The 13,170-nt window shown below is 57.3% G+C and carries 12 protein-coding genes and 1 pseudogene; 5 read left to right on the top strand and 8 right to left on the bottom strand.

Going from position 1 to position 13,170, the window contains the following annotated elements; translation table 11 throughout:
• Positions 1-13: 13 nt before the first annotated feature.
• Complete coding sequence (locus XM38_RS21735; protein ID WP_080813593.1) at positions 14-643, top strand: TetR/AcrR family transcriptional regulator; 630 nt, start codon at positions 14-16, stop codon at positions 641-643.
• Positions 644-788: 145 nt separating this feature from the next.
• On the opposite strand, the pseudogene XM38_RS21730 reads toward XM38_RS21735, so the two are convergent.
• The 3 genes and pseudogenes from XM38_RS21730 to uvrB form a co-directional block, all read right to left on the bottom strand.
• Positions 789-890: pseudogene (locus tag XM38_RS21730) on the bottom strand (IS5/IS1182 family transposase); the annotation flags it as partial.
• 12 nt (positions 891-902) lie between these two features.
• On the bottom strand, positions 903-2,006 hold the full coding sequence (gene hpsE, locus XM38_RS21725) for a hormogonium polysaccharide biosynthesis glycosyltransferase HpsE (protein ID WP_225889379.1): 1,104 nt from the start codon (positions 2,004-2,006) through the stop codon (positions 903-905).
• 83 nt (positions 2,007-2,089) lie between these two features.
• Entirely contained in the window at positions 2,090-4,093 is a 2,004-nt protein-coding gene (uvrB, locus tag XM38_RS21720; RefSeq protein WP_088431817.1) for an excinuclease ABC subunit UvrB, read from the bottom strand.
• A gap of 289 nt (positions 4,094-4,382) precedes the next feature.
• Here uvrB and XM38_RS21715 point away from each other — a divergent pair, with 289 nt between their 5' ends.
• Positions 4,383-5,159, top strand: coding sequence for a phosphoadenylyl-sulfate reductase (locus XM38_RS21715; RefSeq protein WP_080813595.1), 777 nt, complete (start codon positions 4,383-4,385; stop codon positions 5,157-5,159).
• On the opposite strand, the gene XM38_RS21710 is transcribed toward XM38_RS21715, so the two are convergent.
• Entirely contained in the window at positions 5,154-6,311 is a 1,158-nt protein-coding gene (locus XM38_RS21710) for a hypothetical protein (RefSeq protein WP_088431028.1), read from the bottom strand. The two genes, XM38_RS21715 and XM38_RS21710, sit on opposite strands and share 6 nt — an antisense overlap.
• A 103-nt stretch (positions 6,312-6,414) precedes the next feature.
• On the opposite strand from XM38_RS21710, the gene XM38_RS21705 reads away from it, so the two are divergent.
• Genes XM38_RS21705 through XM38_RS21695 form a run of 3 tightly spaced genes read left to right on the top strand, consistent with a single transcriptional unit; the run spans position 6,415 to position 10,040 of the window.
• Positions 6,415-8,574 carry a helix-hairpin-helix domain-containing protein gene (locus XM38_RS21705; RefSeq protein WP_080813596.1) on the top strand — a complete coding sequence of 720 codons (2,160 nt, stop codon included), beginning with the start codon at positions 6,415-6,417 and terminating at the stop codon, positions 8,572-8,574.
• A gap of 29 nt (positions 8,575-8,603) precedes the next feature.
• Positions 8,604-9,194 carry a 5-formyltetrahydrofolate cyclo-ligase gene (locus tag XM38_RS21700; protein WP_080813597.1) on the top strand — a complete coding sequence of 197 codons (591 nt, stop codon included), beginning with the start codon at positions 8,604-8,606 and terminating at the stop codon, positions 9,192-9,194.
• An 18-nt stretch (positions 9,195-9,212) separates the two neighbouring features.
• Entirely contained in the window at positions 9,213-10,040 is an 828-nt protein-coding gene (locus XM38_RS21695; RefSeq protein WP_080813599.1) for an SWIM zinc finger family protein, read from the top strand.
• Between the two features lie 6 nt (positions 10,041-10,046).
• On the opposite strand, the gene hpsJ-B is transcribed toward XM38_RS21695, so the two are convergent.
• The 4 genes from hpsJ-B to XM38_RS21675 form a co-directional block, all read right to left on the bottom strand.
• On the bottom strand, positions 10,047-10,826 hold the full coding sequence (hpsJ-B, locus tag XM38_RS21690; RefSeq protein WP_080813601.1) for a hormogonium polysaccharide biosynthesis protein HpsJ: 780 nt from the start codon (positions 10,824-10,826) through the stop codon (positions 10,047-10,049).
• 170 nt (positions 10,827-10,996) lie between these two features.
• On the bottom strand, positions 10,997-11,191 hold the full coding sequence (locus XM38_RS21685) for a hypothetical protein (protein ID WP_306441556.1): 195 nt from the start codon (positions 11,189-11,191) through the stop codon (positions 10,997-10,999).
• 47 nt (positions 11,192-11,238) lie between these two features.
• On the bottom strand, positions 11,239-11,769 hold the full coding sequence (locus XM38_RS21680; RefSeq protein WP_080813603.1) for a DoxX family membrane protein: 531 nt from the start codon (positions 11,767-11,769) through the stop codon (positions 11,239-11,241).
• The gene (locus tag XM38_RS21675) at positions 11,766-13,064 is read right to left on the bottom strand and encodes an NAD(P)/FAD-dependent oxidoreductase (RefSeq protein WP_080813605.1); all 1,299 of its coding nucleotides are present in this window, start codon (positions 13,062-13,064) and stop codon (positions 11,766-11,768) included. The genes XM38_RS21680 and XM38_RS21675 overlap by 4 nt, the downstream gene beginning before the upstream one ends.
• Between the last annotated feature and the right edge of the window lie 106 nt (positions 13,065-13,170).

Raw genomic sequence — 13,170 nt, 5'->3', positions numbered from 1 at the left:
GCCGCCACCGATCATGGGCACACTGCCGACCCCGTCCACCGCCACCCAGCTCAAACAGGAACAGATTCTGCAGGGGGCGTTAACCATCTTTCTGCAACAGGGCTACGAAGGCACCAGCATGGATCGAGTGGCCAGTGCGGCTGGGGTCTCGAAGATCACTATTTATAAGCACTTTCAGGACAAAGAAGGGCTATTTACCGCCCTGATTGACTGGGTCACCACTCAACGGTTTCAAATCGTGTTTGGGGCCCTATCCCTGGAAGATCCTCCTGAGGTAGTCCTGCGTCGGGTAGCCACCCGGCTGCTAGACATGCTGGCGGTGGATGAGGAGTACATCGCCTTTTTGCGGCTGATCATCGGTGAGTCGGGGCGGTTTCCGGCCATCGCCCAACGGTTCATTCAGGTCTTGCCGAAGAAGGTGTTGCGGGTGCTGACTCGATACTTTCAGGCCCATCCTGAACTCAAGTTCACTGACCCAGAGGCCGCCGCTCGCATCTTCGTGGGCAGCCTAATTACTTACGTCATGACCCAGAAGTTATTGCATGGCCAGTCAATTATTCCTATGCAACAGGATGTCCTGATCGACAGCGTCATCGATATGATCGTACGCTATCCTGGTCCAGCCACTGATTCTGGGAAGTAGCAGACATAGCAATCGCTTCTACTGAAGCTGACATGCATGGGGTTGCCTCGAGAGTGTCAGGGGATGCGATCGCATGGGTTCTTGGGTATCTATGACGATGCGATCGCAGGTTCCTTCGAGTTAAACATTAGACCTCTTGCATAAATCAAATTGACAGTCCCATCTCGTAGTTAAGAATGCCAGCCAGCAAATGAAGTCTGAGGCCAAATCGCCGCCGTCGATTGCGATAGCGTTCGGCAAAGATTTGGAGACTACTGTCTCAATTCGTGCAAGAGGTCTTCTGCCTCAGGCGGCGCCAGAGCATATAGAAGGGGCTGAGCAAACTGTAGCTGTAGAGGGTCAGTTCACAGGCGGCGACGGTGTCGGTGAAAGCAGTGGTGCGGTAGGTCCACAGGTGGCGAGCGATCTTACGTAGATCGTTGCCAGCATACAAGGGAATCATCAGAGGGCGTTTCCAGGCAGGCAGGCTTAACATGCGGGTGCCATAGCGACTGAGGCCAATATTGCGACAGAGCAGCAGCAAGTACTCACGCTTGAGGCGGTTGCCGGGAATGCGATGATACAGCCGCATGGCCGGGTTATACCAGATCTCCCAACCGGCCTTCTGGATATACAGCACTACCTCTAAGTCCTCGCCGGTTTCGCGACTGCCGATGTGACCGGCTAGGGCCAGGGTCCTAGGAACGGTCTGCAGCCAGGCCTGGCGACGAACGACGAGGCCAGCTCCGGGAGGCAGCACCTTTTGAGTACGGGGGTAGGGTAGGGGGTGGGGACCGCGCTCGGTCAATGCCAACAGGGCGGCGATGCGCTCGAAGTGTTCGGGTGGATTTATCTCAAAGTCACCGCGAATGCGACTGCCATAGGCCCCGGCCTGGGGATACTGCTGGCTAAACTGGTGGGCGGCGGCCACCCAGGTCATGGAGGGAATGTTGTCATCATCGAGGAAGCCCACCAAGGGACTGCGGGCCATCTCAATCGCTCGTTGCCGGGCAAAACTCGCCCCCTGTTTAGGTTCAAAGCCATATCGCAGGGGAATGTGGCGGGGCCAGGTCTGCCGAAAGGCTGCCACTACTTGGGCGGTGCCATCGCAGCTGTTGTTATCGATGACCAGGACTTCCCAGACTAGATCTTCAGTATTGATTTGCCAGGGCAGACACGCTAGAACATCTCCCAGGCGGTATTCGCCGTTGTAGGTGCAAATGGCGACGGTAAAGTCTAGCAGGACCCGATCTGGAAATAGGCGACTGAAGAGATGACGCAGCCCTGTCGGGATAGGATTTTGGGCCTGAACCTTGGAGTCTGGAGACGACGTAGAATGCCGTTGCCACGAACGCAATCCCATGGCGGTGCTGACATGAGTCATCTTAACTATATCCTGCTGAGCGCTGGCGGGTGCATCTAGGTCCAGGGTGCCCGCCCTAGCGCCAAGACTCACAGCCCCAAGCCCTAGACCCGTTTCCCCAGCAGGCGATCCCGTAGGGTCTTGATGCGATCGCGATATTGGGCCGCCGCTTCAAACTCCAGATTCTTGGCCGCCTCCTTCATTTGCTTCTCCAGCTGACCGATGAGTTCGGGGATATCCTCCAAGGGCAGGTCATCCTTGTGCTCATAGACCTCTTCTAAGGTCTGCAGATTGACCCGGCGGGAGATCTCCAGGAACGAGAGAATAGCATTGCTCTTCTTGCTGGCAATGGGCTGAGGGGTGATGCCATGGGTCTGGTTATACTCTTGCTGGATATGACGGCGACGCTCTGTCTCTTCAATGGCTCGAGCCATACTCTCGGTGAGGGTATCGGCATAGAGAATGGCTTGGCCCCGAACATGGCGAGCGGCGCGGCCCATGGTCTGAATCAATGACCGCTCTGCCCGCAAGAAACCTTCTTTGTCCGCATCTAGAATCGCCACCAAGGATACCTCCGGCAGGTCTAGCCCCTCTCGCAGCAGGTTGACCCCCACCAGCACATCGAAGTTGCCGTCCCGCAGCTCCTGAATCAACTCAATTCGCTCGATAGAGTGAATTTCCGAATGCAGATACCGCACCCGCACCCCATGCTCTTCGAAGTACTCGGTCAGGTCTTCGGCCATGCGCTTGGTTAGGGTGGTTACCAGCACCCGCTCCTGCCGCAGGGCCCGCTCTCGAATTTCGCCCAAGAGATCGTCTACCTGACCCTCAGTAGGGCGCACAAAGATCTCGGGATCGAGCACGCCAGTGGGCCGAATGATCTGTTCGGCCACTCGCCCCTCAGACATGTCCATCTCCCAGGTCCCTGGGGTAGCCGAGACAAAGATGCATTGGTTCAGCTTTTGCCAGAATTCTTCTGCCTTCAGGGGCCGGTTGTCGGCGGCGCTGGGCAGGCGAAAGCCATGTTCGATCAGGGTTAGCTTCCGGGAGCGATCACCGTTGTACATGCCGTGAATTTGGGGGATGGTGACGTGGGATTCATCGATGACCAGTAGCCAGTCTTTGGGGAAATAGTCGATTAAACACTCTGGCGGGGAACCGGCGGTGCGACCCGCCAAGTGACGGGCATAGTTTTCTACGCCATTGCAGTAGCCTACTTCCCGCAGCATCTCTAGGTCGTAGCGGGTGCGTTGCTCTAGGCGTTGGGCCTCTAGCAATTTGCCCTGGTGTTCTAAGTATTCCAGTTGGTCCCGCAGTTCCTGCTGGATCGCTTCGCAGGCGGCCTCCAGTTTCTCATCGGGGGTGACGAAGTGCTTGGCCGGATAGATGCTGAGGGCCTCTAGGCTCTGCAGGGTGGTCCCGGTGACTGGATCGACGTAGCGAATGGCGTCGATTTCATCGCCGAAAAACTCCACTCGAATCAGGCGATCTTCGTAGGCGGGGCCAATTTCTAACACGTCCCCCTTGACCCGAAACCGACCGCGGCCCACGTCTAGGTCATTGCGCTCGTACTGGATCGTAGCCAGCTCCCGCAGCACCTGCCGCTGGTTGACCTCCATGCCCACCTGCAGGGGAATCGAGGCCTTCAGATATTCCGAGGGAATGCCCAGGCCATAGATGCAGCTGATGGAGGCGACAACGATGACATCGCGGCGCTCAAACAGGGAGCGGGTGGCCGAGTGGCGCAGCATGTCGATTTCGTCGTTGATGGAGGCAGTTTTGGCGATGTAGGTGTCGGTGACGGGGATGTAGGCCTCGGGTTGGTAATAGTCGTAATAGCTGATGAAATATTCGACGGCGTTATCCGGGAAAAACCCCCGCAACTCATTACACAGCTGGGCCGCCAGGGTCTTGTTGTGGGCCAGCACTAGAGTCGGTCGGCCCCCGCCCTCGATCACCCGGGCGATGGTGTGGGTCTTGCCGGTGCCGGTGGCCCCCAGTAGGGTTTGATAGCGATGGTTGCCGTTGATGTATTGCGTCAGCTGCTGGATGGCCCGGGGCTGATCGCCGGTGGGTTGAAATGGTGCCTGCAGGTTAAAGGTCCCCATGATGCGATCGCAACGATTTAGGTCAATGGCGTGGGCACAGTTACCCCCCTTCATGATGGCGGATTTACTCGCAAAACAGGGGGGCTTAAGCTACAGAAACTAGGATAAACTTCCCAGCGGGATGAATGCTGGGGAGAGGTTGATCTGGCTGGCCCGGCTCGACAAATTAGGGGCTGAGCCGGCTGGCTCGCTGATGGCAACCCCAATCTCAGGTATGATGCAAACGTTGTCTTCGCACAGTTATGACTCCGAAGACAGGTCCTGAAGATGGCAGCAATTCGAGTGGCCCATGGCAAGTCCGACGCTTCATCAGCCCATTGAGCAGCAAGCTCCCCGGCTGGATCTGGATGCCCTCAATCGAACCTACGCTGACGCTAACGCCTCATCCCTAGTGGCATGGGGAGCCAAGACCTTTGGTTCAGGGTTGGTGATGAGTACCAGTTTTGGCATCCAGTCTGCGGTGATGTTGCACTTGGTCACCCAGATAGTGCCCGATATTCCAGTGATCTGGGTCGACACCGGCTACCTACCGGCAGAGACCTATCGCTTCGCCGAAGACTTAACCCAACGGTTACACCTCAACCTCCATGTCTATCAGTCTCACCTCAGCCCCGCCCGCATGGAAGCCCTCTATGGCCGCCTCTGGGAACAGCAGGATGTGGACGCCTTGAACCGCTACGATCAGATTCGTAAGGTCGAGCCCATGCAGCGCGCCCTGAGAGAGCTGCAGGCCACCGCTTGGCTGGCGGGCTTGCGGGCCGACCAAACCCAGCACCGCCAAACCCTAAACCGCATCGAGACCCAAGCCGGGCTGTACAAGTTGCTGCCGATCCTGCATTGGAATGCCAAAGACGTGTATGACTATCTCACCGCCCATGACTTGCCCTATCATCCCCTGTTCGATCAGGGCTATGTTTCGGTGGGAGACTGGCATTCGAGTCGGCCGCTGATGGCCAACGACGACCACGAACGCAGCACCCGCTTTAAGGGGCTGAAGCAGGAATGTGGCCTGCATCTGCCTAAAACACCGGAAGAAGCCGAGAGCTTAAATTCCAGTTCTCTATAAGCACGAATTCATGACTCGTTCAGCGATCCCATGCCACTGCTGCCGATCCTGTAGCGACGGGCTAGCCCTCAGCACAGTGCCCTGGGAGTCATATCGGGCGATTTCGCGGTCATCGAGTTTGGACACAACGGTGAGGCGTTGGGCGGCATCATCCCGGGTCAGCCTATAGCGGTTGCCATCGGCGACTTCCACATTAGGGCTAGGATGTGTGGTGCGGTTGCGGGCTTGAGCCATGGCAAAGGCCCGGCTCATGATGGGATAGGCGGCGATGGCCCACTGGTGATTTGCGATCGCATTGACCCCAGCCTCCAGGGTTGCCTGCTCTAAGCCTATAGAAAGATCAAACGCTGCTGCCCAGCGGTGCATATATTGGTAGTCCAGGCTATCTTGCTGAGCTTTCAAGACACCCAGCACATCTCGCCACTGCTTTTGCGATTGGCTTTGTCGGCCCCAACGCAACTTGTTAACCACCAAATCTTCAGGAGAAACCAGATAGATAGCACTTTCGTTGGTGAGAGCATATAGCTGTCGCCGCTCCAGTTTCTGTTGCTCATAGGCAGTGGTATCGGCAATCACCAGATCAGCACGAGAAATCGTGTCGACCTGGGTCACCTGCAAGGTTCGCAGCCGCCCCGCCATCACATCGTCCACTCCGGGAACATAAAACCCAGCCTGTTCCAAGGCACGTACCAAAAGCGGAATATCCTGCCTGGACATGAACAACACCACATCTAGATCTTGAGTTGTCCGAGATTCACCGTAGGCAATCGCGGCCACCCCGCCGGTGACGTAGTAAGGAATGTCCTCAGCCGTCAAAATTCGGTGGAGGTCTACCGCCAGTTGAATCGAATCTTGAATCCAGGACACTTCGGAGCCTCCCGGCACATAATCAGGGGGACAGTGCTCTTGGAGCCAGGCCTCGGCGATCTTGCGAGCAAACTGTCGAGACTTGAGATGAGCAAACCGTTGGTGGAAGCAGTTCAGCGAAAGCTGGCGAGCACTGCGGGTTAGCTGGGCTCCCATCTGCAACCGTTCAGAGACTGTCTTCTGGCGCAGCAGATAAAAGCACAGCAGGTCGGTCTCGACCCCAGTGTCTTCTGCCTGAGTTCGATATCCTGGCGGTGCAGAGAGCGGCGGAATCTGGGTGGCCATGGCGAGGGCTGCAACCGTCGATTTGATTCTACTGCACCTGAAAGCTCAGCAGGATCCGCATCCGAGATAGGCTGGACTGCAGAGATCTAGCGAGTAAGGTAGTTTGCGACGGCTATATCGATTCATTGGCATCCTTGGCGGCATCTTGGTCCTGGCCAGTTGTGTGCTGGTGAGGCCAGTGCTAGCAGCATCGGCTGCCGGGGAGTTGCCGCCCCTCACCCTAGAGCTCCTGCAACAGCGGTTAGAGGCCCCGTTGCAGCGAGATGGTCGCTCGGTGATCGATCTACGACGCTTTACCATCGATCTGCGGGCCGACAACGGGGATTTTGCCAACCGCTTCTATCGTCTACTGCAGCAGCCTTTACAGCGGGGCAGCAAGGTCTTGGGATTAGATCTGAGCCATTCCCATATCCTGGGCGATCTAGATCTGCAACAGCTAGGGCTCCGGGAACCCCTCTACGGCGAGGCTCTATTTCCATTGCTGACGGCAGAAGAGCAGGCTCAGCTCAAACGCGATCGCACCCGTCTGAACCGCCTGACTCAACTGTCCCGCTCCCTGCTGATTCAAGACCAATCCACGGCCCAGCAGATCTTCATTTTTCGCGGGCCGCTGCTGCTGGTGCAAACCCACGTGACGGGTCGGGTCAATGCCACCGATACCTTTTTTCTGCGCCGGGTCAGTGCCCAGGGAGCGACGTTTGAGCAGGCCTTCTATGGCACCGACGCCCGCTTTAGCCAGGAGGTACGCTTCACCTCGGCCCGATTTCTAGAGGAGGCTCGCTTTCGCAACAGCCTATTCTTCGATCAGGTTCGCTTCGACCAGGCCCAGTTCCAGGGGATCGTCAATTTCCAGGGAGTGAGCTTTAAGGCCTCCAGTCGCTTCAATCAAGCCAGCTTTGCCGATGAGGCCAACTTCAGCCGCATTAATTGGCAGGAAAATGCCGACTTTGCCCAGAGCCTCTGGCAGGGCACCGCTTCCTTCTTGAAGGACACCTTTACCCAGGCCCTGTTTCTCACCGAGGCCCGCTTCGAAGGCCCATTAATTCTGCGTCAGGCCCGCTTCAGCCAGCCGGTTAACCTACGTGGAGCCATGCTGAACAATCAGGCTGATTTTGGCGATGCCACCTTCCTCAAGGGAGTCTATATCAATGTTGCCGGCCTAGAGTTTAATGCCGAACAAGCCGAAATTCTGGGCAGCCCTGGGCAAATCGGCCAGGTGCTGTCGGTGCCCTCCCTCAGCGGCAATGAGACCCTGCTGCGTAACTTGGTGCGTAATTTTCGGCAGCTGGAGCAGATTTCTGACGCCAACCAGATCGAATTCATGGCCGAACAGCTGCGCCTGCGCGCCTGGCATAAACAGTTGGTAGGCCTCAATATCAATACGGCTTCATCCAGGCAACTCCAGGAAGTCGGCTTTTCGTCCAGCCAGGCCGATGCCATCCTGGACCAGCGGCAGCAACAGCCCTTTCTCAGCGCCACTGACCTGCTGAGCCTAGAGTCGGTGGACCTAGCCGCCTACTTGAAAGTTCGCGATCGCATCTTAACCAGCAAACCCCTCTCCTGGAGTAACCGAGTACAGCTGGGCCTGGGCTGGCTGTGGTTAGGCATGCTGATCCTCTTGAGCCATTATGGCACCAGCGTCGGCCTCACCCTGGGGGGCGGTTTGGTAGCCATTGCCTTCTTTGCCCTGATGTTCTGGCTGCTAGATCGCTATCGCCGCCGCCTGCCCCAACCCATCTTGCCTCCCCTGGAGGAGACCGGTTGGATGCTCGGTAGTTTCGCCCTGCTGGTATTAGCTGGCCTCAGCACCATCTTGCGATTGGGACAGCAGCCGGGGCTCGCCCTGCTTTGTCTGGCCGGTCTGACCCTGCCAGTGCCCCTAGGCCTGCTGACGATCATCTATCGGCGAGGACGCTACCATGACGACATGGACATCAGTTACTTCGTCGAAGATGGCGGCATGCGGCAACTGCGGCTGCTGATTGCCCGGTTGCCAATCATGCCCAAGTTTGCCTTTTTCCGCGATCGCTACACCCCGATTCTGCTAGATCGCCGCTGGAACTGGCTCAACTACTACGATTTCAGTCTGAATAACTGGCTGCGGTTTGGCTTTAATGATATTCGCATGCGCGACCGGCACATGCCCGGCCTGATTACCGCCCTAGTGTGGTATCAGTGGACTTTAGGTCTGTTTTATGTAGCCCTGCTACTGTGGACCCTATCGCGCACCATTCCGGGGCTTAACCTGCTGCTGTACTTCTAGCCAACCCTATATTCCCTGCTCGAGACTGCATGACTGCTGAGTCGACTTCCCAGAATGCCATCCAAACCGCTAAGGCTGACTTGCGGCGGCGGCTGCTCAATGCTCGCCAGGCCATCCCGCCGCCGCTGTGGCGGCAAAAAAGCGATCGCATCTGCCAACACCTACAAAGCTGGCCCTATTTCCATCAGGCCCGAGTAGTCCTAAGCTATTGCAGCATTCGCCAAGAACCCGATCTTAGCCCCCTGTTTCAGCACCAACGCCCCCTGGGGCTGCCTCGCTGTGTCGGTCGGGAGATGGCCTGGCATTATTGGAGTCCCACTTCCATGCCACTGCAACGGGGCACCTATGGCATTCCAGAACCCCATCCCCAGTTGCCACCGGTAGACCCGGCTCTAGTGGATCTGATCCTGGTGCCGGCCGTCGCCTGCGATGCCCGGGGCTATCGCCTGGGCTATGGCGGCGGCTATTACGATCGCATGCTCAGCACCCCGCCCTGGCATACGGTTCCCACCATTGGTATCGTGTTCGAATATGCCCGCCTGCCCAGCCTGCCCAAAAATGCCTGGGACAAGCCCCTATACGGAGTGTGCAGCGAAAGTGGCCTGTTCCTGAAAGATTAAGTTGAGGTTGCTATAGCCATGACCTACTCCGAAAGTCCAACCGCCTACGATTTGCAGGAAGAAGCCTGGTGGGTACAGCAGTGGGTCGACCTGCTCAATTCCTACCGCTTCAAAAAACGACTGGAGCGAGGTCGCCGCTATGCTCGGGAAGGAAATATCCTCAGCCTCGAATTTAAGAGTTCGAAGGTGGTGGCCCTGGTGCAAGGGACGGCTGAAGATCCCTACAAACTCTCCATCTGGATCGATCCCTTCAGCGATGAAGACTGGGACTATGTGATTGACAGCCTCGGTGAAAAGGCCCTGTACTCGGCCCAACTGTTGGCCGGGGAGATGCCAGACGACATTGAGTCCGTATTCACCAGCAATGGTCTCAATCTATTTCCGTTTACTCTGTCGGATGTCCATTCCCGCTGCAACTGCCCGGATCCGAAGAATCCTTGTAAGCATATCGCCGCCGTCTATTATCAATTGGGCGACTTCTTCCGGGAAGACCCCTTCGTGCTGTTTCAGCTGCGGGGGCGGACCCGCGACCAGATTCTAGAATCCCTACGACAGCAGCGGCGGCAGCAGAGCAAGTCTGTTGTTGCCAGTGATGGCCAGCCCGCCGAGCAGGAACCGTCAGCCCCAGAGCCCCTGCAAATGCCCCCCATCCATCTCGGCGACTATTGGCGCTACGATGCCCCCCTAGATCCGTCCCTAGTGGTCATCACCGCCGCTGAGACAACCGTCTTGGATGTGCTGGGCAAGCTGCCCTTCCCAGCGGAGGAGGCTACCTTTGCCAGTGCCTACTTCAAAGCCCTATATCCAGCCGTGGCCCAACAAGCCATGATGACTGCCTTGAGCTAGTTTGAGCTAGGCAGAGCGGGTACGGGTGAGTAGGCGCCGTAGCCCCATCCAGCCGACGATGATATAGCCCACTGCCAACAACAGACTACTAATGGAAATACGAATAGCAGATTTCCAGGCTTCCCGGCGCACCCGTTGGACGGCTTCTTCCCGGCGGGTTCCCAATTCGGTCTGGAGCTGCTGACGAGCTTGACCGGCACGCTCGCTGAGAAATGCGTCTAAGCCGGCGGGATTATCTCTAAACTGTTCAATTTCAGCCGGCAGCTGACCACTCTCAATTGCCTGCTGCAGAACTTCCTCGTTCTCTAAGAGTTGATTGAGTTGCTGCCGCTGCTGATCGAGTTCAGCACTGAGTCGCTGCTCCAACTGGGTTTCTGCCTGGGTAGCCTCAGTGGTGACCTGCTCTAGGGCACTGCGGCTGGTAATGCGCACATTGTTCACATGCAGGAAGGTCAGGATCAAAAACACCAAGCCCAAAAGGCTGGCAAATAAGCAGGCCCAAAACCGCAGATCACTGACTAGACTCTGGCGACGGCGGGCGACCCCGACATTAGTCTCGATCCAAAAACCCGTGAGCAGCAGGGCAATCCCCACTAGGGGAACGATGCCACGATCTACGATCTGGGTCGTCGTAGCGAGTTGCCATTGCGGATCGAGAAAATTGGGGGGAATCAGCAGCACCAGATAATCAATGATGGCTGACACAATGGTGACAATGCCGACGAGTTTTAGGGCAATGGCAGCCAGGGGGGACATCAGAGGGCCGGCGGCTTTATCGGAAGTCATACACTCAGGAGTCGCTACGTAACCCATTCTGCACTGGATGCTGTGCAATTCTGCATTGTTGACTAGAAAGATCTGGCAATTTCGGGGTTCTCTGTATCTCAGGCAACATCTTAATGACGAAGCTTAGACCCTCAGAATGGGCATGTTAGCGCGATTTTAGGGGGTTGGCGTTACTGGGGACGGGCAGAATACGACCCGCGTTGATAATGGCCAACAAAGAACTCCGCCATGCGCTGGGCCTTGGCAGTGGCTAACACTTCTGCCTGCACCTGCCGTACATTCTCCAGATGCACCAACGACCCATCGCAACCCGGCGCATCTGTGGCGGCAGACGGTTGCTTATTCACAGAGCTAGAGTTGGCCATCAGTCCCTATTTCTCCGTCATCTATATCCATGGTACTGAGCCTTAGCCTACAGCCGATATTTGGACGGAGGCCGGGAGGGACTCAGCATCTGGTTAATCCGCCTCATTGGGCTATCCCGAAGGTCAGCCTGGGCCATCTCTTGACTTTGACGACGCCGACGTAGCCAGCCAGTCAGCGTGAAGCGATTATAGCCCTCCCCCGCCAACAGCATGAACAGCACGATGGTGTAGATTAATTGGCTGGCGGCTGCATCCCAGTTTTGCACGACGGTGACCCCGTACATGAGAATAGCCATCAGGATAAACGTCACCACCAGGGCAGTGCGGGTGAAGAGCCCTAAAATCAGGCAGAGGCCCACCAGCAGCTCCACCAGGGGAACCAGGGCCGCCGTAGATCGCACTAACACCTCTGGCATCCAGGCATCGGCCATGGCTGATGCCATAGCATCCATAAAGCCAGGGATATTGCCCAGGCGTGTGACCCCGTGGTTGAAGTAATTGATGCCGATCACAAGGCGCAGTAATCCATAGGCCAGAGAAATATCAGTCGCTCGCAGTCGCGGGGAGTGGGACTTCATAGTGACCTCCGAGATGACGCTAGACAGGGATTAATCCGTTGGGGACGGGGCTGCCGCCGCCGGCTGCAATGGCAGAGCAGATAGTTGCGCCACCAACGCCGCAGCAGTCGACTGCGGTTGCGGTAGCCGGGTAAATAAATCAGATGGACCAGTAACCACAGCAGCCAGGTGCCAAAGCCTCTGATATCCACACCGGCAATGCGACCGATACCGCTGCCGCCGCCAATGATGGCCAGGCGGCCCTTGCTGCGATAGCGGAAGCGGTGGGGGGGGCGATGACTGAGTTGGCGGCGCAGGCTACGAGCGACAGTCACGCCCTGCTGTAGGGCTTCTGGGGCGACGCCGGCTAGGGAGTAGCGGGGATGGTCAATGGTGGCGACATCACCAATTCCATAGACATTGGGGTAGTCCAGCAGTTGCAGGGTGGGGCACACTCTGAGTTTGCCGTTGCCTCCCAGGGCTGGCGATGGCCAGTAGGTGGGTTGCGCCGCCTCTAGGCCAGCCGCCCAGATCACCGTAGCCGTCTCTAGGAAGCTGCCATCCGAGAGCTGCACCCCGGTCGCATCGACAGAGACAACCCGGGTGTTGAGCCATACCTCTACGGCCAAGCCATGGAGCCGATCATGGGCATAGTCCCCCAGAGACCGGGAAAATTCCGGCAGTAACCTGGGGCCAGATTGAATCAACAGAATTTGACCCAGCTGGGCCAGGTCGGGGAAGGCTCGCGGCCATGGCCCCCCCATCTGTTCCGCCAGGGCTCCGGCCAGTTCTACCCCAGTGGCACCGCCGCCCACCACCACAAAGGTCAGTAACCGCTGCCGTTGGTGGCTCGCCTCGGTTAGCCAAGCCTGTCGATAGCACTGATGAAGGTGATGGCGCAGTGCGATCGCATCGGCTAGACTCTTCAAGCCAAAGGCATACTCCCGAGCTCCAGGGATGCCGTGATAGCTCGGCCGCGTGCCCGTGGCCAAGACCAAATAGTCGTAGGGAATCAGGCCATCATCGCTGGCGATGAGCCTGTGGTCCATGTCAACCGACTCTACCGTGGCCTGCAGAAAGGTAACATTGGCCAGGGGGCGAAGCTTGGTCCGCACTGGGTAAGTCACCAGCGCGGGCTCAATTTGACCAGTGGCAACCTGATAGAGCAGGGGGGTAAACGTGTGGTAGTCATGGCGATCGATGAGGAGCACTTCCGCAGCCGCTCCAGCCAGGGACTGAGCCGCCTGGAATCCACCGAATCCTGCCCCGACAATGACAATCTTGGCCGGCCGCTTGCAGCGATTGTGCTGATCCATCGCATTAATACTCGCTAACGGCAACGGCGCATATGACTCAGCCGGTCATATATTAAATTTTATAAAGTCTTTATCTAGAAATGGCAACCGCCAACCTTCTGGTTGA

Origin of the sequence: Halomicronema hongdechloris C2206 (assembly GCF_002075285.3) — a bacterium.
Lineage (GTDB): Bacteria > Cyanobacteriota > Cyanobacteriia > Phormidesmidales > Phormidesmidaceae > Halomicronema_B > Halomicronema_B hongdechloris.
Note: the sequence above shows the minus strand (reverse complement) of the source record. Positions and strands in the feature narration are given on the sequence as shown.

Coding starts and splice junctions, on each gene's coding strand:
- hpsE (WP_225889379.1), bottom strand. CDS start 2,006: ATGACTCATGTCAGCACCGCCATGGGATTGCGTTCGTGGCAACGGCAT.
- XM38_RS21680 (WP_080813603.1), bottom strand. CDS start 11,769: ATGAAGTCCCACTCCCCGCGACTGCGAGCGACTGATATTTCTCTGGCC.
- XM38_RS21675 (WP_080813605.1), bottom strand. CDS start 13,064: ATGGATCAGCACAATCGCTGCAAGCGGCCGGCCAAGATTGTCATTGTC.
- hpsJ-B (WP_080813601.1), bottom strand. CDS start 10,826: ATGACTTCCGATAAAGCCGCCGGCCCTCTGATGTCCCCCCTGGCTGCC.
- XM38_RS21695 (WP_080813599.1), top strand. CDS start 9,213: ATGACCTACTCCGAAAGTCCAACCGCCTACGATTTGCAGGAAGAAGCC.
- XM38_RS21735 (WP_080813593.1), top strand. CDS start 14: ATGGGCACACTGCCGACCCCGTCCACCGCCACCCAGCTCAAACAGGAA.
- XM38_RS21685 (WP_306441556.1), bottom strand. CDS start 11,191: ATGGCCAACTCTAGCTCTGTGAATAAGCAACCGTCTGCCGCCACAGAT.
- XM38_RS21710 (WP_088431028.1), bottom strand. CDS start 6,311: ATGGCCACCCAGATTCCGCCGCTCTCTGCACCGCCAGGATATCGAACT.
- XM38_RS21715 (WP_080813595.1), top strand. CDS start 4,383: ATGGCAAGTCCGACGCTTCATCAGCCCATTGAGCAGCAAGCTCCCCGG.
- XM38_RS21700 (WP_080813597.1), top strand. CDS start 8,604: ATGACTGCTGAGTCGACTTCCCAGAATGCCATCCAAACCGCTAAGGCT.
- uvrB (WP_088431817.1), bottom strand. CDS start 4,093: ATGGGGACCTTTAACCTGCAGGCACCATTTCAACCCACCGGCGATCAG.